Origin of the sequence: Marinobacter sp. MDS2, assembly GCF_030718085.1 — a bacterium.
Taxonomy (GTDB): domain Bacteria; phylum Pseudomonadota; class Gammaproteobacteria; order Pseudomonadales; family Oleiphilaceae; genus Marinobacter.
This window is the reverse complement of the sequence record NZ_JAVAJF010000002.1, coordinates 219,410-242,498: the sequence shown is the minus strand read 5'-3', so window position 1 is coordinate 242,498 and position 23,089 is coordinate 219,410. Positions and strand designations below refer to the sequence as shown.

Sequence of the window (23,089 nt, the reverse complement as noted above, 5' to 3'; positions counted from 1 at the left end):
AGATTAATCTATGCGCTTACAATGCGTATTCGTTATCCAGGTAATCCAGAATCTGCTTGGACTCAAATAACTTCACACCGGTGTTCGGGTCTTCCAGATACGGCACCTGAACCCGACCGTGTTGTTGGAAGAATGCATCCCGTTTACCGCCCGGAGCAGGCTTGTACGGGCCCGGCTTGATCCGCTGAAATGCGGGACCGGCCTCGGTCCAGTGCTCTTTACCTAAATTGTGCAGGGTATATGGAAGCTCGAATTCGCAGAGTTTTTCTCGAACCAGACGCGAGAACGGGCTACCTTCGAAGCTCCACAGGTGCAAACTCTGCTCCGGCCGCTTGGCACGCTCTACTCGCATGCCTCTAAGCTCGCTGCTCGCAGACCCTGCCGCCCCCCATATAAATTGCCCCGCTTTCTCCTCGTAATACCCCGGCACCGGCCGGCCACCGTATTGACGGAACAGGTACTCGACGATCTGTGCAGATTCGTACATAACCTGCTCTGTATTCGGATCCACCAACAACGGGAACTGCTGCTTTCCGCCCAGCGTCTCGGCCTCACCCCGAAATATCTGGCCACCTTTCGGGCATGGCCGTATATCCACATCCAGATGGAGCGCGGTGAACACTTCACGCACCTTTCGGCAGTATGGGCAGGCTTCAATATCGTATAAAACCAACGGCTTTTCCGGCTGAACAGCCGGCTTCACAACCAGGCATCCCCGCCAGCCAGCGAAGGACGACGTTGCAACAGACTCCAGCACGTTAATGGAATGTTTGATGGATCGAAGCATGGTAAATGACCTTAAACAAGAAGATTTCAGCCATTCTCACACAATTGACTCCGGAACCATTGGCCCCAGAGGCCATCCGTTGGTTCCCCGTAACTCACTGATTCACAAAAACTTGCCGGAGCGCCCAACAAAAACCTTCAGAAACAATACACATAACGTCATTTTTTAACGTCACGTGTAATGTTTCTACATAGTAGAAATAGATGGAATAAGCTATGGTTAGAAAAAACACTACTCACGAGTTCAAGGTATGCAGCGGCGGCATTCACAGGCTAAGACTCGCCTGCAGAGGACACTATCCTCCCCCAAAAACCTGTTGGCAGCGCTGACCGTGCTCGGCACGTTGGCCGGTCCGGCTCTGGCACAAGGTAGCAGCACCACAGATACCTACGCCAACACCCGGCTCTGGGCCTCGGAAATCCGAGCCTATGCCGAGAAATCCCTGAACAACGAAGACTCGCTAAGTGTCGCCGCCATCCCGCTAAACGGCCCGGGCATCGAGCAGTATGTAAACGCTGACCAACTCATGAGCCCAGGCTCTATCATGAAGCTGGTGACTACCTATGCAGCACTGGAACTCTTAGGGCCTACTCATCACTGGAATACTGATTTTCTTACCGATGGCAACATGGTTGGTGACACCCTGGAAGGCGACCTGTACGTTCGTTTTGGTGGAGACCCGAAACTGAACCTTGAGCGCCTGTGGAGCACACTGCGCGAACTCAAAGACATGGGCATTCGTCAGATCACAGGCGACCTTGTTCTGGATGACAGCTATTTCCAGATCGATGGCGGGCTTCCGGTCTTTCATGACAACGGTAACAATCCACACGCGCCATTTCTGGTGGAACCCTCCGGCTATCTAACCAACTTCAACCTGGTGCATCTTCAGGTGAGAGCAGACGAACGCGGCACCCAGGCCTGGGCAACGCCGAACTTACCCGAAGTCACGATTGATAACCGGATAACCGCAGTAGCTGAGGGCCCTTGCCCTTCCCGACGAAACTTTAAGTGGCAACCGGTATTTCACGGCGACCAGAAAGTAACGGTAAAGGTAACCGGTGAATTGCCACAAGGGTGCCGGGCCACGAGTTATATGTCGCTGCTCCCTCAGGATCGTTACTCCGCTTCCACGATCCGCACCTTGTTCTCCGAACTGGGTGTTGTGGTTCATGGTGGCAACCGGTTTGAAGAGACACCTGAAAACGCCCACCTGGTGATGCGGACCACGTCACCCGATTTGGTCACCATGGTGCGGGATATCAATAAATGGAGCAGCAACGTAATGGCTCGACAAATGCTGCTTACCATCGGTGCTGAGCTACGGAAAGAAGATGAGCTGGACGATCGCGTAGCGGGCATTCGCGCCATCTACGAATGGCTTGAAGAAAAAGGCATCAACACCAATGGCATGGTGATCGACAACGGTGCCGGTCTTACCCGCCATGGCCGTATTTCTGCACGGCAAGGCGCGCAGATTCTGCTGCACGCATGGAACAGTCGTTACGCATCGGATCTGATGACTTCTATGCCGATCATCGCGATGGACGGCACGATGGCACGCAGACTGAGGAACACGGGGCTAAGAGGCGAAGGTCGCATCAAAACCGGTTACCTGCAGGATGTTCGCTCAATTGCCGGTTTTGCCAGAGACAATAACAATACCACGTGGGCCGTGGTCGGCATGGTGAACAATGATCCGGCCTGGAATGGTGGGGCGGTACTTGATCGAGTTCTGCATTCATTGCATTACCGGCCGCCTGTAGGCACGTCGCTGTCCCAATCGCCGGTTACCAGCCAGTCGTCCTCTATTCAGTAACTCTCCAGTCTGCGACTCATAACGTAAGCCGCCCCGCTGACCGGGGCGGCTCAGGCCACCGACGCCAAGTGATTACGGCGTCACAAAGTCATCCAGCAAGGTCAGTCCCGCAACGCCCGTTTCTGCCAATGTCGCTAGTCGGGCAACCGCCGTATACACCCCATTTGCCAACAGACGAATGGTGCCAGACTTGAACAACACTGACGCCCCATCGGCGGAGGTGATAAACACCACATAATCCCCTTCCGAGACACTCAGATAGCCTGATGACTCACCGTACTCGAAATCGTTCAGCACAGGTTCTGCATCGCCCTGATTGCTGCCCGCACTGGCTGCCGGCACCAGAAATACGTCAACAACCTGGGCCTCGACTGCACCGTGCAGGATTCTGAGCTTCGCTTCGGTCGCTATTCGGCGATTATCGTCGGCAAATACCAGCACATCCAGACCGCTCGCCAGCTCACCCGCCGCGATCACCGTTCTAAGGTCACCGTTAGCCAACGTCAGTGTCGCATCAATGGCAATGGGCGAGATGGCCAGCTCAGGCGTCACTGCGATCCGGGTATCGCCAACCGCCACTTCGACGTAATTCCCGGTGGTTGCGGCACCCGGCACCGTTTGGGTATAGGACACCCCACCCACCGCAGGACTGGCGTTCGGATCGACATTCAGATAAATATCCACGTTGGGCGTAGGCGCCGAAGAATTATGCACAGCACGAAATCCCGCACCGGAATCCTTGTCTAGTATTTCCGACGATTCACTACCATCGACGACTAACAGACTGATAGGGGAATCCCCTTTAACAGTGTTGTCGATCGCGGCGATCAGCAAATCGGAGGCCGCAGGCAAATCGATGGGGCCGCTGTCATAAACAACATTAGTGCTGTCCTTCGGGGTTACACGAATCTGATAGGTCCCTGCCGCAAGTTCCAAAGGGCCGACCGTTTCTCTCAAAGCGAGACTGAAATCCGGCTCAGATGGCAGCGCCGCGCCATCCGCGGTGAGGTAGACCGATACTTCCGTGGCAGCGTCCTCGGCAGCCGGTGAAAGATGCACCACCCGAAGACGCGCGGAATTTTCACTTTCACGCTCGCCACTATCGGTGAGAATCAAAGGTGAAATGCTCTCTGAAACCAACCCCGTCGCAATGACGTCATAACGGGCTCCAGCATCGAACCGGGTGTTCCCAACGGAACTGACCGTCGATTCATCGTCGTCCGGGAGCTGGGCATTCACTTCCACCGAATAATCCCCACTCTCCGGAGTAATTGCTGCCGCTTGTTTGAAACTGGCATCCATGACCAGAGTTTCACCATTGAAGTTTACGCTTACAGAAGGCGCATCGGATACCGCATGCAGCACCCGGATATCCGTAAGAGGTACGCTCGTTCGTTCGGAGCTACCCGAAGACCCATCCGAGCAGCCAGCAAGCATCAATAATCCCGCTAGAATAACGGGTAGGACGGCGATATTTCTCATGATCAGTTTTCCTCGCATCAATAGGAAGGAGCTTAAGGCTTAAGACTTAAAGCAATCGCAAACCGACACTGATTCAATCCATGAGTCATGCGTTAAAGCTAATTACGGCGAGGGCAAGAGAACGGACTTACATTATTTTACATTTTAAATAATAGTGATTTCAGGGTACTCCAGTCGTTTATCTAAAACGAAAAAGGCCGGAAGGGTGATCACCCTTCCGGCCTTTTCACTACAACACCCCACTTAGACGGTCAGATAACCGCCGTCCGCATTGATGCACGCACCTGTGGTGTAGCTGGACGCATTCGATACCAGATACAGAACGGTACCCGCCATTTCGTCAGGATCGGCCACGCGCTTCATGGGGATGTGGGCCATGGCTTGCTTCTTGATGGCTTCGTTGGTGGTCAAGGCACTGGCGAATTTGGTGTCCGTCAAGCCGGGCAATAAGGCGTTAACCCGCACATTCTGCTGCCCCAACTCCATGGCGAACGATTTGGTCATCGAGATCACGGCAGCCTTGGTGACGGAGTAAATGCCCTGAAAATGCCCCGGATTCACACCGTTCACAGACGCTACGTTAACGATAGAGCCACCGCCATTTTTCTTCATCAGCTGCGCACCGCGGGCGCACATGAAGAAATAACCACGAATGTTCACGTCCACCGTTTTCTGGAAAGCACCTAGATCGGTGTCTTCGACCGGGCCAAAGTACGGGTTGGCCGCCGCGTTATTCACCAGAATATCCAGTTTACCGTGGGCCTTGGCGATGTGTTCCCACGTGGTTTCGATCTGGTCCATCTCACCAATGTGGCAAGCAACGGCTTCGGCACTGCCACCCGCTTCGCGAATGCTGCTGGCAACGGTTTCACAATCATCAATTTTACGGCTGCTGACAATCACGTGGGCACCGTAGGTGGCCAAAGTACGGGCAATACTTTCGCCGATGCCACGGCTGGCGCCGGTTACTAAAGCGACTTTGCCAGTCAGATCAAACAGGTTCGCGTTGCTCATAGTTGTTCCTCACTCTTATCGGAAGGTCACCAAAGCGGGGTTTTCCGCTTCGAGGTGGCTATAGTTGTTAAATACGGCCAGGCTGCGCCGGGCACCGGAATACAGAATTCGGGATACGCTGGTGTTGGCAATCACGCTGTTTACTTCCAGCGTTTTTCGGTCGGACAGCTCCAGCAAATTTTGAGCGATCACGGCAATCGGCCCACCCGAGGTGGAAACCACCACATCCGCGCCATCGGCTACCTCGATCAGCTGATCCAGCGCTTGGTTTACCCGCTGCTTAAAGTTTTGCCAGGTTTCGGCGTACTCGTTATCGAACTCGCCGCTCACCCAGCGTTCGACGGCCTTTTCAAAAGCCATCTGAAACGCCCGGGCCGGCTTGGGGAAACTCGCCAAATCCCGCGCCATTGCCTGCTTGTCAGCCCATTCCGGGCGCAGGCGCTCTACAACCTCGACATGATCAAACTCGTTCAAGCCTTCGAGTACCTGCATGTCTGGAAGGGTTGCGCCATAACCGGTCGCCAGTGCTTCTACGGTTTCCCGGTGACGCTTGAGATTGCCACCGAAAATGGCTCCCGGCGCTACCTTGCCCGCCAGCCACCGACCCAGCACTTTACCTTGCTCCCAACCGCGCTTGGAAAGCTGATCGTAATTTTCCTTGCCAAAACTTGCCTGGCCGTGTCGCACCAGATAAATCGTTGCCATTACAGACGGCTCTCGCTGATCAGGCGCAAACACCGCTTTTCGAGATAATTAGCGGCATGGCCGAAGGCCGCAAAACGCTTGTCTTTGGTCTGGCCGTTGTAGAAGCGGTAATAAATCTGCTGAACAATCACCGCCAACCGGAACAAGCCGTAGATTTCATAGAAATCAAAGTTATCGGCCCGGAACCCGGATTTTTCCATGTAGTACTCCACCACTTCCTTACGGGTCAGCATGCCCGGCTGGTGGGTGGGCTGGCGGCGCAGCATCTGGAACGGGCCTTCATCATCGGCCTCAATCCAATAGGCCAACGTATTACCCAAATCCATCAACGGGTCGCCAATGGTGGCCATTTCCCAGTCCAATACACCGATCACCTCAAACGGGTTGTCGGGGTTCAACACCACGTTGTCGAAGCGGTAGTCATTGTGGATAACCACTTGGGCAATGTCGTCGGGCATTTTGTCGTTCAGCCAGCTCATCACGGCCTCGAAGTCGCCAACGTCTTCGGTGCGAGCCTTGCGGAACCGGTCGCTCCATCCACCAATCTGGCGCTGAACGTATCCGGCACCCTTGCCGAGCGTATCCAAGCCAGCGGCTTTCGCATCAACGGTGTGAAGATCAACCAGTTTGTCGATCACGTTCAAGCACAGCTTGCGGGTATCCGCCTCGCTGAGCTCAAGGTCACTGGGGAAATCCTGACGCAATATGATGCCTTTCAGCCGCTCCATCACATAAAAATCGCAACCCAGTACGCTATGATCGTCACAGATGGCGACAATGTTCGGCACGTAGGGATAAACCGGCTTCAACGCTTCCATCACCCGCGCTTCGCGCAGCATGTCGTGAGCAGATTTGGCGATCTTTCCAAACGGCGGCCGACGCAGTACGTAGGACTGGTCACCGTAGTCCACTTGATAGGTCAGGTTCGATGCCCCACCCGGGTATTGCTTGATGGTGGGCTGGCCTTCCAAACCGGGAATGGCCTGCTTCATGAACTGCTCAACTACCTGAATATCCAGCTCTTCGCCTTCCCGAATGGCTACGGCCTGATCAATCTGTGTCATTCATTCTCTCCTGTGATCCTGTGGCTAGCTTGGCCACTCAGGCGTTGCTTTTGCTTCCCATCTTACTCATCCAGCGTTTGGTTTCCTGGTGCATTAGCCAGTCAAACGCTTTCGGGGCATGGCGCTTGAGTATCCACATACGGCGCTCTTTAACGTGCGGCAGCACCCAGAAATCTTTGTCTTTCACGCTGCGGAAGATATCGTCCGCAACATCGTCGGCGGTGATGCTGGAACGTTTCATCAGTTTGTTAACGTTCTGCTGTATGCCCGGAATATCCGAGCGCATTCCATTAGTGAGATTGGTCTGGAAAAACGCCGGGCATACGCAGCTTACGTGTATTCCGGAATCCCGTAGTTCCTGGCTCAGGGTTTCGGACAGCGCAATCACGCCCGCTTTGGAAACGTTGTAGCTGTTCATCAATGGCGCCAGCATCAGCCCGGCCATAGAGGCGATGTTCACAAACGTGCCAGACTTCTGTTCTTTGAACAGCGGCGTGAACGCCTTACAGCCCCGCACAACACCCAGTACGTTGATGTCGAGTATCCATTCCCAGTCGCCAATGGTGGTGTCTTCAATCGCCCCTGCGGAGGCTACGCCAGCATTGTTGACCACAACATCGACACCGCCCCACTTTTCCACCAGATCATCCCGGACTTTCTCGAAATCGCTCAGGCGGCGAACATCGCACTCAACGAAGTAACCTTCGCCACCGGCGTTGTTCAGTTCTTTCTCAACCGCGATGCCCTGCTCCGGGTTTATGTCGCCAATGCAGACCTTGGCACCTTCTTTCGCGTACCGCAATGCAATCGCCCGGCCCAAGCCACTGGCTCCGCCGGTTATGAATACTCGTTGTGTCATTCGTGTTTTTCTCCGTTTTGGTATGGAGTTTATTATCTTCGTTCGAGTAAGAGCTGGTGCCGGATAGAGCTTTCCAAAAACCGCTACGAGCACATCCATGTGCGCTTCTCTCCGGCCATCCATGGCCTACGAAATTTTTGGAAAGCTCTATCCGGCACCAACTCCCAAATCTTTCAGTAAAGAAGACCCCATACTCCCAAATCTCAAGACTTATATTTACGAAGCTCAAGGCGAGCCACCATCGCCCGATGCACCTCGTCAGGACCATCAGCCAATCGCAAAACCCGAGCATAAGCAAACAGCGCGGTCAGCGGGAAATCGTCATCGCTGACGCCACCGCCACCGTGCATCTGAATCGCATCATCCACAATCTGCTGCAACATCGCAGGCACCACCGCCTTGATCATCGACACTTCCTGCAAGGCACCAAGAATACCCTTGGTATCCAACGCCCAGGCACACTTCAGGGTCAACAACCGCGCCTGCTCGATGTTCATCCGGGCATTCGCAATCACATCCGGGTTGCCACCGAGTTTCGCCAGCGGGCGGCCGAAGGCTTCACGGCTCATGGAACGCTTAACCATCAATTCCAGCGTACGCTCGGCAGCGCCGATTGCGCGCATGCAGTGGTGTACCCGGCCCGGCCCCAAACGACCTTGGGCAATTTCGAATCCACGGCCCGGGCCGGCGATGATCGCGCTTTTCGGCAAACGGACGTTTTCGAACAAGACCTGACCATGACCATAAGGCTCATCGTAAGCCCCAAAAACCGGCAGCATGCGCTCAATGGTGATGCCCGAGGTATCCATAGGCACCAGCACCATAGAATGACGGCGATGTTTATGAGCGTCAGGATCGGTGACCGCCATGAAAATGCCCACTTTGCAGTCGGGATGACCAACCCCCGTACTCCACCACTTGCGCCCATTGAGAACCACTTCATCGCCCTCAACCACCGCAGTCGCTTCCATGTTGGTTGCATCGGAAGAGGCAACCGCCGGTTCAGTCATAAAGAACGCGGAGCGGGCTTCACCACTCATCAATTGAGGCAACCACTCTGCTTTCTGTTTTTCTGAGCCGTAGTGGATCAGCACTTCCATATTGCCGGTGTCGGGTGCGTTGCAGTTGAAGATTTCTGGAGCAATAAAGCTGCGGCCGGTTTCTTCGGCAATCAGGGCATAGTCAGAGTTCAGCAAGCCACAGCCATGCTTTTCATCCGGGAAGAACATGTTCCACAGGCCCTGGGCCTTGGCTTTTTCTTTCAGCTCTTTGATGATCGGAAGAACAACCCAGCGGTTCTCCTGAGCGGCCAGTTCTTTATGGTATTGCTCTTCAATCGGGTAGATTTCGTCACGCATGAACGCTTTCACACGCTTCAGATAATCTTGGCCTTTCTCGGAAATATTGAAATCCATGCTGCAGCTCCTCGCGCTTACCGGCCCCATATTCCAGGGCGCACTTTCGATCAGATGGCAAACAGTCTAGGAGGCAATGCGCTATTACGCGACTGAATTGTTCTTATCGTTTATCATTACCCATACTTATTCTGAAACCGGATATCCACCATGGCCCTGAATCGACTCGACCTGAACCTTCTGCACGTGTTCGACACGATTTACCGGGAAGGCAGCCTGACCCGTGCGGCCAAGGCTCTGCACCTGACTCAGCCTGCGGTGAGCCATTCACTCGCCCGGTTGCGAGAGCACTTTGATGACCCTCTGTTTACCCGTCAGGGCAATCAAATGGTGCCCACCCCGTTGGCTCGGCGTTTTCTGGAATCCATGCGGCCCGGCCTGAACCAGGTGCAAAGTGCGGTCAATCAGTTTCATGCCTTTGATCCCGCCAGTCAGCGGAAAACCTATGCGCTGGGATTACGAGACGTTCTGGAATCGACGTTTCTACCGGAACTGATGAATCGTTTGGCGCCCTACCCTGATATGGAAATTTCCAGCCAACGGGTGGCCAGACGGGAAATGGAAAGCCAGTTAGCGGCAGGCAAGCTGGATTTTGCCATTGATGTTTTGCTGCCCGTCAGCAACCAGACCAGTCACGAGTTACTGCGGCAAGACAGACTTGTGGTATTGGCCCGCAAAAAGCACCCGGTGCTTGAGAAAGGGCTGACCATGGCATCCTATCTGGATGCCAAGCACGTTCTGGTTTCGTCCCGGAGCGAAGGTCCCGGCTTGGAAGATTTCGCGCTGTCTCGCCAGGGCGCGCAGCGGGATATCCGCTTGCGCTGCCAGCATTACTATGCGGCTTGCCGCGTTGTTGAAGCTTCAGACTTGCTGTTAACCATGCCGGAAACTTACGCCAAGATTATTGCCGAGCGCGCAGAGGTTGACGTCATGGCCCCTCCTGGCGAAATGCCGTCGATCGACGTGCATTTGTACTGGCACAAAGCCTACGAACAGGAGCCTGCGCTGGTGTGGTTCCGGGCTTTACTGCGCGATCTTCAGGAAAGCTAGTAGGCTCCCACCAGCATCAAAAAGCCCATAAAGCTGGCTGCGGTTATGGCTAACGACACCGCGACTATTCCAAAGCCCCACCAAATCGCTGCGCCACTGGAGACGTTCACGTTATGGCCCAGCAGCGTGCGATAGAACGCCCAAGGCCCGAGAACAAAAGCTCCGACCACAGCAAACACCAGGCCGATGGCAATGCCGGCAAAGGTCCAGGTAGCCAGTGCGGTGGCTCGCTCTGATACCTGATCCTTCACACCGTGATGCTCAAGGAACTTCTTGCAGAAGAACCAGATCAATCCAAACAACGCAGCCACAAAGACGAGTGCACCAATAAGCGTGACAATCCGATAGAGCACTTGAAGATCCTGTTTTCGGGAGATTAATAGAGGCCTGAGCCAATCGTTCAGCCACTATAACCATCATCCGTCACAAGGCACAACAGAGCCTTGATTTCCTTGCTTCCGAGAACTGGCATATAGTCGCGTCAGGGCTACACTGGGGTTGTTGAATCCGCTTACCCTACACCGTTCAGGAGGTTCGGGAATGACCCAAACCACCCGTATCGCCGTTACCCCCGGCGATGGCATTGGCCCGGAAGTTGTTTCTGCAGCCGTTCACTGCCTGGAAACGCTGCGCACAAAACATCAATTGGCTTTGGAGTGGACCCGCTTTCCGTGGCCGTCGCATGCCTGGCACGAAGAGTACGGAGAAAGCTGGCCCGCCGATGCACTGGCGCAGCTCAAAGCCTACGATGCCATTTTGCTGGGCGCACTGGGCGACCCCGGCCCGCTCAATGACCCTGACCGCTATTTACTGTCAGACAGCGCTTCCCTTTCGCCGCTTCTTGAAATGCGCAAAGGCTTTGACCAATGGGTGTGCGAGCGCCCGGCCCGTCTTCTGCCCGGCGCTCGCCAATACCTGAAAGACGAGCGGGCCAAAGATATCGACATGCTGGTGATCCGGGAAAACAGCGAAGGCGAGTACGTCAGTCAGGGTGGCCGCTTACGTCAGGGGACCGCCGACGAAGTTGCGACGCAAATGGAAGTCTTTACCCGTCGCGCGACGGAACGAATTATCCGTTACGGCTTCGAACAAGCCAGAAAACGCGCGACCGAACGTTCGCAAAGCGGCAGTGCCCGCACCTTCAAAACGCTCGATGGTCGCAACTGCGCAAGCCAGGTTTGCGTGATCACCAAACGCAATGCACTGAGGCACTGGGGTGATCTGTATACCGAAGTCTTCGAGGCGGTCAGCAAAGAGTACCCCGATGTCGCCACCCATCACGAACTTGTCGATGCAGCTTGTATGAAATTCGTCCAGTGCCCCTGGGCCTTTGACGTTGTGGTTGCCAGCAATTTGCAGGGTGACATTCTCACCGATCTGGCCGCTGTGCTATCCGGCGGTATGGGCGTCGCTCCGTCTTGCAACCTGAACCCCACCAACCTCGAGATGCCATCGATGTTCGAGCCGACACATGGCAGTGCCCCGGACATTGCCGGTAAGGGGATCGCCGATCCCACCGCCATGCTGTTCACCACCGCACGCATGCTGGAATGGCTGGGGCAAAAAGACACCAAGCTCGCGGCCGCCGGTAAAGAACTGTTTGAGGCCGTGGCCGCTGATCTTGCCGATTCGGGCAATGAACAGCGCAACACACAGGAAATCGGAGACGCCATCTGCAAACGATTGGCCCCGTAACCACCAAGTTGCTGATACGCATGAAAATTCATTCCGGGAGGTAATCAATGACCGACCACAAGGGCAAGCTGTCCCCTTTGTTGAAACAAGCCACAGGTGTCACTGCCGCCAAAGGCGAAGGTGCTTACATTATTGATCCGGAAGGCCGTCGTTATCTGGATTTCACGTCGGGTATCGGTGTGACCAGCACCGGCCACTGCCACCCCAAGGTGGTCGAGGCGGCGCAAAAACAGGTGGCAACCATGGTCCATGCCCAAGCGACTACTGTCATGAACCCTCGTCTGCCAGAGCTTGCCGAAAAACTGGGAGAACTTACACCGGATCCCCTGAATGCTTTCTTTTTTTCCAATGCCGGAACCGAGGCCGTAGAAGGCGCCATTCGTCTGGTGCGCCAGGCGACGGAGCGTCCCAACATCATCGTATTTCACGGTGGTTTTCACGGCCGCACCATGGGTTCTCTCTCCCTCACAACCTCGAGTGTCGGTTTGCGGGCCGGCGTCAGCCCAATGATGAGCGGCGTTGTTGTGGCTCCCTTCCCCCATGCATTTCATTATGGCTGGAGCGAAGAGGAAGCCACCGATTTTTGTTTGCGTGAGCTGGACCGGATTTTCGTGACTTATTCGGCACCCAAAGAAACGGCCGCCATGTTCATTGAACCCGTTCAGGGGGAAGGCGGTTACGTTCCGGCGAACACCCGGTTCATTCAAGGACTGAGAGAACGCTGCGACAAACACGGCATTATGCTGGTGTTTGATGAAGTGCAAGCCGGCTTCGGCCGCAGCGGCAAGTTTTGGGCCCACGATCACTTTGGCGTCACACCCGATGCCATTCTGATCGCGAAAGGCCTGGCCAGCGGTTTCCCCATTTCCGCGTTAGCAGCCTCGGAGGAAACCATGACCAAAGGCTGGCCGGGCTCTCAGGGCGGCACCTATGGCGGCAATGCGGTTTCAGCAGCGGCCGCCATTGCCACCATTGATGTCATCCGGGAAGAGGGGCTTGTAGACAATGCCGAGCGGATGGGGCAACGCTTGCGCAGCAACCTGGAATCGCTGAAGAAAGATTACCCGGACATGGCAGACATCCGGGGCATGGGGCTGATGCTGGGCGTAGAAATGCGCCGCGGCGATTGCCCGGACGGAGAACGGGCGGGCAGCCTTCTCAAGGAGTGTGAGAAGCGCGGCTTGCTGATGTTGCGCTGTGGTCCCTATCAGGAAATCGTGCGCTGGCTACCGCCACTGATCGTCAATCAGGAGCAGGTTGACGAAGCTACCCGCATTTTTGAGGAAGCACTGAAAGCAACTGCGTGATCGTGTTTTCCCTGCACGAACAAGAAGGCCGGATGACACACGTTCACCCGGCCTTTTTCGTCTGGCAGTTCATGCTGAAAGCTGGGGCTTACTCCGCCATCACCAGCTCCAATCGCCCACGGGCAACCCGGATGTCCATCGGCACCACCCCTAACAGGCGCTGGGCAGTGTTTGTTTCATCCAATCGGTACACCGGCATGGTTTCCAGCATTTGGGCCACCACCCTCATGACAGAGTCAGTCACCGGGCCAAGATCGCCTTTGAAGAACGGTGAATCAATCGAACTCTCCAGGAGTTGCAGGCGACGTATGTAGACCGCTTTCTCCTGGCTGTCATACACCGGCGCGCCTTCTACTTTCAGGGCAAGATCAACCGGAAGTTTGGCCAGAAGCGCATTCAGGGCAACCTGTCCTTTCAAATCAATCACCGCGACATCCCGGCCATCAGGACCTAATGTGATGTCGGCATCCGTCAAACTCAGGCTCAGGGGGGAGCCACTTTGAAGCTGTTCTCGATCGTATTTGGCCACCGCGTTCTTCAAATGCTGCTCCACTTCACCTTCAGTAATGGAGTACGGGGAAAAACTGGCACACCCACTTGCCAGAACGATGGCAAACATCAGCGCTAAGCGCACAATCGGTTTAAGCATGTTATTCATTCGTCAGTCTCCTCGGAAGACTCCTATAGTGCGGGATCTCCCGGGAGCTGACAACTTACAGTCCTGTATCAGAACTTCTGTTTCGCCATCCAGGGAATAATCCGGTCGAAGGCTTCGTTCATCCGTTCGCAACTGAGCGAAAAACTGAATCGAAGCGCGTTGGTGCAGTGGTCACCGAAGGCGTCTCCCGGCACCACACAGACGCCGGTTTCTTTCAGCATCCGCAAAGCCACATCCGAGCCGTCTACATGGGGCGGTAAATTGGGAAAGGCATAGAACGCACCGCCGGGCTTGTACCCTGTCAGGTGCGGCGTGCGATCGATCAAATTGACGATATTGTCCCGACGCTCGCGATAAATACCCACCATATCCTGAACGCAATGCTGCTCTGCAGAGAGCGCAGCCACGCCGGCAAACTGGGCCGGAGTGTTCGCCACCGACGTGGTAAACATGTGGTAGCGCCGCAACGATTTGATGGCGGCCTGGCTCGAAATCACCCAACCGACTCGCAGACCCGCCATGCTGTAGGTTTTCGAGAAACTGCTGATGCACATGATGTTGTCGAGATCGACCGCACAACTGAGCACGCTGGCGAAATCTTCGTCATCAAACAGCATATGGTCATAGACTTCATCGGCATAGACCTGAATGCCCCGGTACGCACACTCCTCCAGAATGGTCTCGACCGTACTGCGCGGGTATACCGCTCCGGTGGGGTTGTTGGGGTTATTCAGAACCAGCGCAAAGGTGCGGGACCCCATGGCTTTGATGACATCATCAGGATCGAGCTGATGGTTGTTTTCAGCGTACGTCGGGATGTACTTCACTTCCCCGCCCGTCATCCGGATCAGCGGTGCGTAAAGCAGAAACGAGGGGTCGGTAACGAGAAACTGCCTGCCCGGTGCCGAGGTGGCCGAAATCGCCAGGTACAGGGCCTCGGTCGCTCCACTGGTGATCAGAATATTGTCCCGGGTCAGCTTTCGATTGTAGCGTTTGCCGTAATAATCGCGCAAAGCCACCAGTAGTTCCGGTAGGCCAGCGTCCATCGTATAGCCGGTCTGACCGGCATTCAGCGCGTCAACGTATGCCTCTATGATATGCGGTGGCGTGGGTTGATCGGGCTGCCCGATTGAAAGATGAATAACATCTTTCATGGTAGAGGCCATATTCACAAGTTTGCGAATGCCGGACACAGGAATGGCCTGCATGGCGGGATTCCAGCTGGCCTTCGCTTTCCGGTACTTCATCTTACGAGACGTCGCCTGCTCCACACGCTTGTTCAATGGCTCCGGCATGTCCACCTCCTTGCACGTCGGGGGGAATAAAGGCTTACCTCGAGCGTAGCACGAAGCCCCGGGGGTACAAGTATAGCGGCCGATTTGACCACAGCCTTGCTGACAACCAGACTGTGTAATCATCGATGAACAGACTGCCAACCCCTTCTGGAGCTGACATGACAGAGTCCCGAAAACCGGTTGTTACCGTGCTAACCGCCCCGGACGATCCCACGCCGCCGGGCATTGAACCTCTGAAAGATCAGGCGGAAGTCCGCTTCGCCTGCGATGAGCAATCTCTGCGAGATACCCTGCCCGGCACCGATGTGATGATGGTAACGGACTTCCGCACCGAAGCGCTTGAGGCAGCCTGGCCCGCGGCCGATCGCCTGCAATGGATTCATGCCACCAGTGCCGGTGTCGATGCCCTGATGTTCCCTGCCCTGATCGACAGCAACGTAACCGTGACCAACGCCCGAGGCATTTTTGACCGCACCATTGCCGAATATGTGTTGTGCACCATTTTGATGTTTGCCAAAGACTTCCCCGAATCGCTCAGGCTTCAATCCCAACGCCAGTGGAAACACCGGGACACGGAGCGCGCTGAGGGCAAGCAAGTCCTTGTGGTGGGCGCCGGTTCTATCGGCCGTCAAATCGGCCGTCTGGTCAGAGCGATTGGTATGCACCCCCACGGAATTGCCAGAACGGCCCGGGACTCCGACCCGGATTTCGATGCGGTACACAGCAATGAGGCGCTGTATGAACAACTCGAACAGGCTGACTTTGTGGTGATCGCCGCCCCGCTGACCCCGCAGACCGAAGGGCTGTTTGATGCAAAAGCATTTGCCGCGATGAAAAACTCGTCCCGGCTGGTCAACATCGGGCGCGGCCCCATCGTGAATACCGAGGCGTTGATCAAAGCATTGGATGATAGAGAAATTGCCGGAGCGGCCCTTGATGTCTTTGAAGAAGAGCCCCTACCGGCAGATCACCCCTTGTGGGCGCGGGAAAATGTCATTATGACCGCGCACATGGCGGGCGATTTCATTGGCTGGAATCGGGCGCTGACCGAGCAGTTTCTCGACAATTTCAAACGATGGTCCCAGGGCGAAGAAGTCTTCAATCTGGTGAACAAAAAGCTGGGATACGCGGGCTAAAAAACGGGAGCCATCAGGCTCCCGTTTCTTATCCGTACCTAAAAGCCCGACCATCAACCGCCCGAAAGCGACTGCTCGGAAGGGTCAAGCTCCATTTGCTGAATGGCGATGACTGCTTGGGTCCGGTTGCGCACACCCAACTTACGGAAGACCGCTGTGATATGGGCCTTGATGGTGGCTTCCGATACATCCAGATCGTAAGCAATCTGTTTGTTCAGCAGTCCTTCAGCCAACATGCCCAAAACACGGAACTGCTGGGGCGTCAGAGAGGCCAGACGCTCCGAAAAGTCCGTGGGTTCGGATTGCATCCGCTCGATCTTGTCGGCCACGCCGTCCGGCAACCACACATCGCCTTCCAAAACCGCCTGAATACCTTCCGTGATGGTCGGCAGAGGCGCGCTTTTCGGGATGAAGCCGGAGGCACCATAGTCCACAGAGCGGCGCATAACCTGTAAGTCTTCGGAACCTGACACAACCACCACAGGCAAGCCCGGATACTGGCCTCGCATGAACACCAAACCCGAATAACCATGTGCACCCGGCATGTTCAGGTCCAGCAAAATCAGGTCAGCATCGGGGTTGGCCTCTACCGCCGCCTGTAATGCCTTGATGCTGTCCACCTCGACTGTATTGGCATCCGGCACCGCTTGGTTGACCGCCTGTTTCAAGGCTGCTCGAAACAAAGGATGGTCATCAGCGACGATAATTGTTTGTGTCATTCCACACATTCCTCACAGGTTATAGGCTGGCAAACACGGGCGATTAATTCGACGCCCGGCTGCCAATCAGTTCATCCACTACGCTTGGATCGGCCAGCGTGGAGGTATCCCCCAGCTGATCGTGTTCATTGGCTGCAATCTTACGCAATATTCTGCGCATAATCTTGCCGGATCTTGTTTTCGGAAGGCCTGGCGCCCACTGAATCACATCCGGGGATGCAATCGGCCCAATTTCCTTTCGAACCCACTGAACCAGTTCTTTCTTCAACTCATCTGACGGCTCTTCACCCTGCATCAGGGTAACGTACACATAGATACCCTGGCCTTTAATTTCATGGGGATACCCCACCACGGCTGCCTCTGCCACTTTAGCATGGGCAACCAAAGCACTTTCAACTTCGGCAGTACCCAAGCGGTGGCCAGACACGTTCAACACGTCATCAACACGACCGGTGATCCAGTAGTCGCCATCTTCATCGCGGCGTGCGCCGTCCCCGGTGAAGTACATACCCTTGTAGGTACTGAAATAGGTCTGGATAAAGCGTTCGTGATCCCCGTAAATCGTGCGCATCTGTCCGGGCCAGCTATCCAGAATCACCAGGTTGCCCTCGGTGGCACCGTCCAGCAGATTACCGTCATTATCGACCAATGCGGGCTGAACACCGAAGAAAGGCCGCGTGGCCGAACCCGGCTTCAGGTCCACCGCGCCCGGCAAGGGCGCAATCAGAATGCCGCCGGTTTCAGTTTGCCACCAGGTATCAACAATCGGGCATTTGCTGTTGCCTATCACACGGTGGTACCACTCCCAGGCCTCCGGGTTGATCGGTTCGCCAACCGAGCCGAGCACGCGCAGGCTGTCGCGGGTTGTGCCATCCATGCAGGATGCACCTTCGGCCATCAGCGCACGAATCGCGGTGGGCGCGGTGTACAGAATATTAACCTTATGCTTATCCACGACCTGCCCCATCCGGGAACTGTCAGGATAGTTGGGCACACCTTCGAACAGCAGGGTGATCGCACCGTTGGCCAAAGGACCGTAAAGGATATAGCTGTGGCCGGTTACCCAACCAAAATCAGCGGTACACCAGTAAACATCGCCATCATGATAATCAAACACATACTGATGGGTCATTGAAGCGTACACCATGTAGCCACCCGTGGTGTGTAACACACCTTTGGGCGCACCGGTGGAGCCGGAGGTGTACAGCATGAACAGCGGGTCTTCCGCATTCATCGGTTCCGGCTCGCATTCGGCCGAGGCATTCGCCATCAAGTCTTCGTAACAAACGTCTCTGCCTTCGGTCCACGGCACCTGATCGTTACCCGTGCGCTTAACCACGATCACACAATCAACCTTGGCTTCACTCTCGTGCTTGAGTGCTGCGTCAACATTCTTCTTCAGAGGAATGGCCCGGCCACCGCGCAGGCCTTCATCCGCTGTAACAACAAAGCGGGACTTACCGTTAACAATTCGCGCGGCGACCGCTTCCGGAGAGAAACCACCGAAAACGACCGAGTGAATCGCACCAATGCGGGCACAGGCCAGCATTGCAACGGCCGTTTCGACGATCATCGGCATGTAGATGGTAACCACATCCCCCTTCTTGACGCCTTGATCTTTCAGCACGTTGGCAAACTTACACACCTGTTCGTGCAGCTCGCGGTAGGTCACATTGCGTGAAACGGAAGGGTCGTCACCTTCAAAAATAATCGCAGTCTGGTCACCGCGTTCGGCAAGGTGTCGATCGAGACAGTTGGCCGAAGCGTTCAAAACACCATCTTCGAACCATTTAATAGACAGGTTATCGTAATCGTAAGTGCTGTTTTTTACCTTGGTAAACGGCTTGATCCAGTCAATACGCTTGCCATGTTCGCCCCAAAATTCGTTCGGGTTTTCAACGGACTGGCGATACATCTGTTCGTATTGCTCCGCCGTCACCAATGCAGCTTTCGCGATATCGGGCTGAACCGGATACACCTTTTTATCTGTCATCGTCTTCCCCTTGCTCAGAGTTGTTATCTTTATCGAATGTCTTTTCAAGGCGGGTAGAACGCAGGGCCGCGTTCAAAAATATGGTTACACGTAGTTCAACACGTGAATCACTACACAATGAATTAGACGAACGTCCAAAATAAATAGGACGAACGTCCAGCCTACGAAAAGAGGGGGAAATCACTTTTCGAGGAACCCTTCATCATTCAAGGTCATTCACGCCGCGCGCTGGGTCTGCTGCCTCGTCTTCACGCGTTTGGTTTTTCGCGGTTTCAAAGCGTATCGATTGAGTCCTGCCAGATGGATTTTCCGAAGGTACAGTTCCCAATCAATGGCGCGGGCATCGACCGGAAACAGGCTTTGGTCAATCTCACCGGTGCGCTTCGCCAACGCAAGCAATTGGTCATTGCAGAAAATGTAGTCCGGAGCGGTGTAAAACCCGAAGATCGTGGCCAGCGATTGAGTGGTATCCAGGTTTCGCAGCCACTTCAGATCGGAACGGCTACCCAGCCGCCTGAGAACGCCATTGCTCAAACTGAGAGGCAAACGGACACCACTCACCACCAGATCAAACAGGGTTCGGTTCACCGCCACAAACGGCTTCGACGGCTTTCGGTAGAAGAGATGATCGTAGGCCGCGTAGTTCGCTTTCGCTTCGGCCATTAAATGATCAATGAATTCGCCGATGGTGATCGGGTTCGAGCTGCCACTGCTGCACTGGTAAATCCTGTGTGCCTCCGGCTCGGCCAAAGCCTCAGCCAGTGCGAGGATTATCGCATTGGCCACCAGATCCACGGGAATGACGTCGATGACCCCTGAGCGGTTGCCGGGGAACAACGACACTTTTTCACGGGCGTAGGCCAGAATAATCGCATCGGCCACTTTGACTCCCTCAATCCAGCCGGCCGCCGGTTCCTCAAGCGCACTTTCAATGATCGAAGGTCGAACGATAGTCAAACTCCGGCCCTGGAGCGCCTTAAGCAAAAGCTGCTCACCCAGCCACTTGGTGAAGGTATAGGTGTCACTCCAGCCGTAGCGGCGAGCCTCCCGCAATCCCAGCTCGACCAACCGCTTTTCCAAAACTCTTCCCTCATAGCGGCTGCGCTCGTGCTCAATTTTGTCCTGGAGCGTTCTGATCAGAGCTTCAACCTCATAATAGCCATGCTCTGATCGTGGTATCGGCTTTTTGGCCGGCTGAATGACCGCTTCAGCTACCTGCCCACTGTTCATTCCATTCACGTAGCAGGTCGATACCTGCAACACCGCCAGCTTTGGATTCAACCGCGCCAGCGCGGCGACGTTGTCCAGGCATAAGGTGTTGATCTTCAACGCTTGGTCAAGCGCTTCCTGAAAGTTCACACTGGCCGCAGAGTTGATTACCGCATCCAGGTTTCCCGCCAGCTTCTGAAACGCCTCCTGCCCGATCCCGAACTCAGGCTCGGTGACCTCACCGGTGATGCACTGAACCTTGTCCGCGAGGAACGATTCGAACGACTCAGGATCGCTTTCACGCACGCTGTCGAATACCGACGAGGTCGCAATCTCTTCAATAAACCGACTGCGGGCATCCGCGTATTTTCGGTTACCCCGAATCAACAGATACACGCCGCCGATTTCGGGCACAGCCCTGATAAGCTTTTCCAAAACCACTTTGCCTAAAAAGCCAGACGTCCCTGTAATCAGCACTCGTTTACCTTTTAGCCGCTTCAATACCTGAGAAGTCGCCGTACCAGCCGATGCCTGCTCGCTCGCCATTTCCTGCCCTCCGTGTCTCATGTCCGCATACCGGATCAAGCGTTCCCGGCTAACGGGCCGGGCATTGCCTTGCTGTTATTGTCGCTCAATGTTTGCACACCCAGTATGACAAGTAGGTGACCAACTGCATACTTAACACACAAACCATTCCCCATTTCAGTTCCCGGCTTTCGAAACTGCCGCCTGATCTGTAGAAAAACCAATCACATCACATTCCTGCTAACAAACCACTTAAATAGATCGTACTAAGCATTCAATAATCCGATGATCTTGTCTAAGCTCGAACCCTAACAAGAATGAACATCTCGTCACGTATTGTTTAATACGGCGAACCAGATGGCATGCCAGCTCTGCAATTTACTTATAACAACGAAGAAATCTGGCGACGACACAACGGAAACGTGGACATGGAACCCAACCTGATCGATAAAGTTCTGGACTATATCCGGAAGCCATTCAAGCCTGATGAACTCTTGACCCTGGTGGAAGACGCATTAAACAATCACGCTCTAGTGAAATCCCACGTTGCCATCCAGACACGACTCGAAAAATCAGAAGCGCTGCACCGCTATATCGTCAACAGCTCTCCAGACATCGTTTTTATGCTGGATCAGGACGGTCACTTCTGTTTTGTTAACGACAAAGTAAAAAGCCTGTTGGGATATCCACCGGCCGAACTGTGTGGCAAACACTTCCGGTACATTCTTGATGAGCGGGATGTTGCCCGGGGCGCATACGCTCTTCGCGGGCCCAACATCAATGTCGATAACCCTCGTTCACTGGAAGTACGCCTAAAAGCCCGGGGACAAACAACTGCAACCCGCCACTTCGAAATTACTGCGTTTCCGATTGAACCTCAAAGCTGGCCCCCCGCCGATGAATCACTAAGCGGATGCTCCCCTCAGCTGGCCCGCTACTATGGCACGGCAAGAGACGTAACCGACCGAAAAGAAGCCGAAGCGTTTATTAACTTCCAGACCTATCACGACCCGCTAACCCGCCTACCCAATCGCGCCCTGTTTCGAGACCGGCTGGAACTGGCGGCGGCACATGCTCGTCGCAACAGCCATCAATTGGCCGTGATGTTTCTGGACCTTGATCGCTTCAAAATCGTCAACGACACTCTTGGTCACGCGATGGGTGACCGCCTGTTGCAGGCCGTTACCCAACGCATGGAACAATGCCTCAGGCAGGGCGATACCCTTTCCCGTTTCGGTGGTGATGAGTTCACCATCCTGCTCCCTGTTATCGATAGCACGGACGATGCCCGCGGCGTTGCCAAAAAACTCATTGCCGCACTTCAAAACCCGTTCCAGCTAGGAAATCACGAAGTGTTTGTTGGCGCCAGCATCGGCATTGCTCTGTTCCCGGACGCAGGCCAGACCATGGAACAATTGCTGCAGTGCGCAGACTCCGCGATGTACTACGTAAAAGCACGGGGCAAAGACGGGTACCGGTTCCACTCCAACAGCATGCGCACGGCCACCACCCACCGACTCCGTATGGAGCGAGATCTCAGGCTCGCCATGGAGCGCGAAGAATTTCAGGTGCATTATCAACCACAGGTGTGCTCTGAAACCCGCCGCATGGTTGGCGTAGAAGCGCTGGTGCGTTGGCAACACCCGACTCTGGGGCTTCTCTATCCGGTTGATTTCCTGCCACTGGCGGAAGAAACAGGGCTCATCGCAAAGCTGAGTGAAAAAGTGCTTAGCCACGCCTGCAAAGAGGTAGGAGGCTGGATCGCCGCGGGACATCCTGACCTTCGTCTGGCGGTCAATCTTTCGCCGAGCCAGGTGGAGCATCCACGGTTCGTTGAAATGCTGACAGAACGTCTTAACGCTCACAGTTTTCCGAGGGAAAACCTGGAAATAGAAATCACAGAAAACGTGATCATGAAGGACCTTGAACAAATCAGCAGTAAGTTCAGGGACTTGGCAAGCTCAGGCATTCGCATTGCCATTGACGATTTCGGGACTGGCTATTCCTCGCTGAATTATCTGCATCGACTGCCCATACACACCCTGAAAGTCGACCAATCATTTGTAAAAGCCATTCGCAGCGGCGACGATGGCGCATGTATTGTAAATGCCATCGTTGCCATGGCTCATGGGTTGAAACTCGAAATAGTCGCCGAGGGAGTCGAAACCAATGAGCAGCTCTCCTATCTGAAAAAACTCGGATGCCAGCAAGTACAGGGTTTCTTCTATGGCCCGGCTCAACCCGCGTCTGCAATCAGCCGGATACTGAATTCAGCGGATCGCCGCCTAGCTTGCGCCAACCAGAGCTAAGATTGTAAGACACTCCTATCGAAAAGGTTGACGCGGTTTGCAAAGCGT

The 23,089-nt window shown here is 54.9% G+C and carries 19 protein-coding genes; 6 read left to right on the top strand and 13 right to left on the bottom strand.

Annotated elements, in window-relative coordinates; translation table 11 throughout:
- Positions 1-16: 16 nt before the first annotated feature.
- A complete protein-coding gene (locus Q9245_RS11925) occupies positions 17-787 on the bottom strand; it encodes a glutathione S-transferase N-terminal domain-containing protein (protein WP_305897395.1) in 771 nt (256 codons plus the stop codon).
- Between the two features lie 250 nt (positions 788-1,037).
- Between Q9245_RS11925 and dacB the strand changes: the two genes are divergently transcribed.
- Positions 1,038-2,606, top strand: coding sequence for a D-alanyl-D-alanine carboxypeptidase/D-alanyl-D-alanine-endopeptidase (dacB, locus tag Q9245_RS11920; protein WP_305897394.1), 1,569 nt, complete (start codon positions 1,038-1,040; stop codon positions 2,604-2,606).
- A 72-nt stretch (positions 2,607-2,678) separates the two neighbouring features.
- Here dacB and Q9245_RS11915 read toward each other — a convergent pair whose 3' ends face one another.
- The 6 genes from Q9245_RS11915 to Q9245_RS11890 form a co-directional block, all read right to left on the bottom strand.
- Entirely contained in the window at positions 2,679-4,088 is a 1,410-nt protein-coding gene (locus Q9245_RS11915; protein ID WP_305897393.1) for a DUF4397 domain-containing protein, read from the bottom strand.
- A gap of 243 nt (positions 4,089-4,331) precedes the next feature.
- The gene (locus Q9245_RS11910) at positions 4,332-5,102 is read right to left on the bottom strand and encodes an SDR family oxidoreductase (RefSeq protein ID WP_305897392.1); all 771 of its coding nucleotides are present in this window, start codon (positions 5,100-5,102) and stop codon (positions 4,332-4,334) included.
- Positions 5,103-5,117: 15 nt separating this feature from the next.
- Positions 5,118-5,807: a histidine phosphatase family protein gene (locus Q9245_RS11905; RefSeq protein ID WP_305897391.1), complete on the bottom strand. Its 690-nt coding sequence runs from the start codon at positions 5,805-5,807 to the stop codon at positions 5,118-5,120.
- Positions 5,807-6,871, bottom strand: coding sequence for a phosphotransferase family protein (locus Q9245_RS11900; RefSeq protein WP_305897390.1), 1,065 nt, complete (start codon positions 6,869-6,871; stop codon positions 5,807-5,809). The genes Q9245_RS11905 and Q9245_RS11900 overlap by 1 nt, the downstream gene beginning before the upstream one ends.
- A 37-nt stretch (positions 6,872-6,908) precedes the next feature.
- Entirely contained in the window at positions 6,909-7,730 is an 822-nt protein-coding gene (locus Q9245_RS11895) for an SDR family oxidoreductase (protein ID WP_305897389.1), read from the bottom strand.
- Positions 7,731-7,933: 203 nt separating this feature from the next.
- Positions 7,934-9,145: an acyl-CoA dehydrogenase family protein gene (locus Q9245_RS11890; protein WP_305897388.1), complete on the bottom strand. Its 1,212-nt coding sequence runs from the start codon at positions 9,143-9,145 to the stop codon at positions 7,934-7,936.
- A gap of 150 nt (positions 9,146-9,295) precedes the next feature.
- On the opposite strand from Q9245_RS11890, the gene Q9245_RS11885 reads away from it, so the two are divergent.
- Entirely contained in the window at positions 9,296-10,195 is a 900-nt protein-coding gene (locus Q9245_RS11885; protein WP_305897387.1) for a LysR family transcriptional regulator, read from the top strand.
- On the opposite strand, the gene Q9245_RS11880 is transcribed toward Q9245_RS11885, so the two are convergent.
- Complete coding sequence (locus Q9245_RS11880) at positions 10,192-10,548, bottom strand: hypothetical protein (RefSeq protein WP_305897386.1); 357 nt, start codon at positions 10,546-10,548, stop codon at positions 10,192-10,194. The genes Q9245_RS11885 and Q9245_RS11880 overlap by 4 nt on opposite strands.
- A gap of 187 nt (positions 10,549-10,735) precedes the next feature.
- Between Q9245_RS11880 and Q9245_RS11875 the strand changes: the two genes are divergently transcribed.
- On the top strand, positions 10,736-11,890 hold the full coding sequence (locus tag Q9245_RS11875) for an isocitrate/isopropylmalate dehydrogenase family protein (RefSeq protein ID WP_305897385.1): 1,155 nt from the start codon (positions 10,736-10,738) through the stop codon (positions 11,888-11,890).
- Positions 11,891-11,937: 47 nt separating this feature from the next.
- Positions 11,938-13,197 carry an aspartate aminotransferase family protein gene (locus tag Q9245_RS11870; protein ID WP_305897384.1) on the top strand — a complete coding sequence of 420 codons (1,260 nt, stop codon included), beginning with the start codon at positions 11,938-11,940 and terminating at the stop codon, positions 13,195-13,197.
- 88 nt (positions 13,198-13,285) lie between these two features.
- On the opposite strand, the gene Q9245_RS11865 is transcribed toward Q9245_RS11870, so the two are convergent.
- Both Q9245_RS11865 and Q9245_RS11860 read right to left on the bottom strand, forming a co-directional pair.
- Positions 13,286-13,855, bottom strand: coding sequence for a DUF1439 domain-containing protein (locus Q9245_RS11865; protein WP_371824814.1), 570 nt, complete (start codon positions 13,853-13,855; stop codon positions 13,286-13,288).
- Positions 13,856-13,923: 68 nt separating this feature from the next.
- Positions 13,924-15,150: a pyridoxal phosphate-dependent aminotransferase gene (locus Q9245_RS11860; RefSeq protein WP_305897383.1), complete on the bottom strand. Its 1,227-nt coding sequence runs from the start codon at positions 15,148-15,150 to the stop codon at positions 13,924-13,926.
- A gap of 158 nt (positions 15,151-15,308) precedes the next feature.
- Here Q9245_RS11860 and Q9245_RS11855 point away from each other — a divergent pair, with 158 nt between their 5' ends.
- Positions 15,309-16,286 (top strand): D-2-hydroxyacid dehydrogenase, encoded by a 978-nt coding sequence (locus Q9245_RS11855; protein ID WP_305897382.1) that lies wholly within the window; start codon positions 15,309-15,311, stop codon positions 16,284-16,286.
- 53 nt (positions 16,287-16,339) lie between these two features.
- On the opposite strand, the gene Q9245_RS11850 is transcribed toward Q9245_RS11855, so the two are convergent.
- The 3 genes from Q9245_RS11850 to Q9245_RS11840 all read right to left on the bottom strand — a co-directional run bounded on the left by Q9245_RS11850 (position 16,340) and on the right by Q9245_RS11840 (position 20,774).
- Positions 16,340-17,005: a response regulator transcription factor gene (locus Q9245_RS11850; RefSeq protein ID WP_133006238.1), complete on the bottom strand. Its 666-nt coding sequence runs from the start codon at positions 17,003-17,005 to the stop codon at positions 16,340-16,342.
- Positions 17,006-17,048: 43 nt separating this feature from the next.
- The gene (gene acs / locus Q9245_RS11845; RefSeq protein ID WP_305897381.1) at positions 17,049-18,998 is read right to left on the bottom strand and encodes an acetate--CoA ligase; all 1,950 of its coding nucleotides are present in this window, start codon (positions 18,996-18,998) and stop codon (positions 17,049-17,051) included.
- Between the two features lie 216 nt (positions 18,999-19,214).
- Positions 19,215-20,774, bottom strand: coding sequence for a fatty acyl-CoA reductase (locus Q9245_RS11840; protein ID WP_305897380.1), 1,560 nt, complete (start codon positions 20,772-20,774; stop codon positions 19,215-19,217).
- A 320-nt stretch (positions 20,775-21,094) separates the two neighbouring features.
- On the opposite strand from Q9245_RS11840, the gene Q9245_RS11835 reads away from it, so the two are divergent.
- Positions 21,095-23,041, top strand: a complete 1,947-nt coding sequence (locus Q9245_RS11835; protein WP_305897379.1) for an EAL domain-containing protein — start codon at positions 21,095-21,097, stop codon at positions 23,039-23,041.
- The last annotated feature ends 48 nt before the right edge of the window (positions 23,042-23,089 follow it).

Bases quoted from the DNA above. Each gene is read 5' to 3' on its own strand.
- Q9245_RS11925 (WP_305897395.1), bottom strand. From the start codon at position 787: ATGCTTCGATCCATCAAACATTCCATTAACGTGCTGGAGTCTGTTGCA.
- dacB (WP_305897394.1), top strand. From the start codon at position 1,038: ATGCAGCGGCGGCATTCACAGGCTAAGACTCGCCTGCAGAGGACACTA.
- Q9245_RS11915 (WP_305897393.1), bottom strand. From the start codon at position 4,088: ATGAGAAATATCGCCGTCCTACCCGTTATTCTAGCGGGATTATTGATG.
- Q9245_RS11910 (WP_305897392.1), bottom strand. From the start codon at position 5,102: ATGAGCAACGCGAACCTGTTTGATCTGACTGGCAAAGTCGCTTTAGTA.
- Q9245_RS11905 (WP_305897391.1), bottom strand. From the start codon at position 5,807: ATGGCAACGATTTATCTGGTGCGACACGGCCAGGCAAGTTTTGGCAAG.
- Q9245_RS11900 (WP_305897390.1), bottom strand. From the start codon at position 6,871: ATGACACAGATTGATCAGGCCGTAGCCATTCGGGAAGGCGAAGAGCTG.
- Q9245_RS11895 (WP_305897389.1), bottom strand. From the start codon at position 7,730: ATGACACAACGAGTATTCATAACCGGCGGAGCCAGTGGCTTGGGCCGG.
- Q9245_RS11890 (WP_305897388.1), bottom strand. From the start codon at position 9,145: ATGGATTTCAATATTTCCGAGAAAGGCCAAGATTATCTGAAGCGTGTG.
- Q9245_RS11885 (WP_305897387.1), top strand. From the start codon at position 9,296: ATGGCCCTGAATCGACTCGACCTGAACCTTCTGCACGTGTTCGACACG.
- Q9245_RS11875 (WP_305897385.1), top strand. From the start codon at position 10,736: ATGACCCAAACCACCCGTATCGCCGTTACCCCCGGCGATGGCATTGGC.
- Q9245_RS11870 (WP_305897384.1), top strand. From the start codon at position 11,938: ATGACCGACCACAAGGGCAAGCTGTCCCCTTTGTTGAAACAAGCCACA.
- Q9245_RS11865 (WP_371824814.1), bottom strand. From the start codon at position 13,855: ATGAATAACATGCTTAAACCGATTGTGCGCTTAGCGCTGATGTTTGCC.
- Q9245_RS11860 (WP_305897383.1), bottom strand. From the start codon at position 15,150: ATGCCGGAGCCATTGAACAAGCGTGTGGAGCAGGCGACGTCTCGTAAG.
- Q9245_RS11855 (WP_305897382.1), top strand. From the start codon at position 15,309: ATGACAGAGTCCCGAAAACCGGTTGTTACCGTGCTAACCGCCCCGGAC.
- Q9245_RS11850 (WP_133006238.1), bottom strand. From the start codon at position 17,005: ATGACACAAACAATTATCGTCGCTGATGACCATCCTTTGTTTCGAGCA.
- acs (WP_305897381.1), bottom strand. From the start codon at position 18,998: ATGACAGATAAAAAGGTGTATCCGGTTCAGCCCGATATCGCGAAAGCT.
- Q9245_RS11840 (WP_305897380.1), bottom strand. From the start codon at position 20,774: ATGAGACACGGAGGGCAGGAAATGGCGAGCGAGCAGGCATCGGCTGGT.
- Q9245_RS11835 (WP_305897379.1), top strand. From the start codon at position 21,095: ATGCCAGCTCTGCAATTTACTTATAACAACGAAGAAATCTGGCGACGA.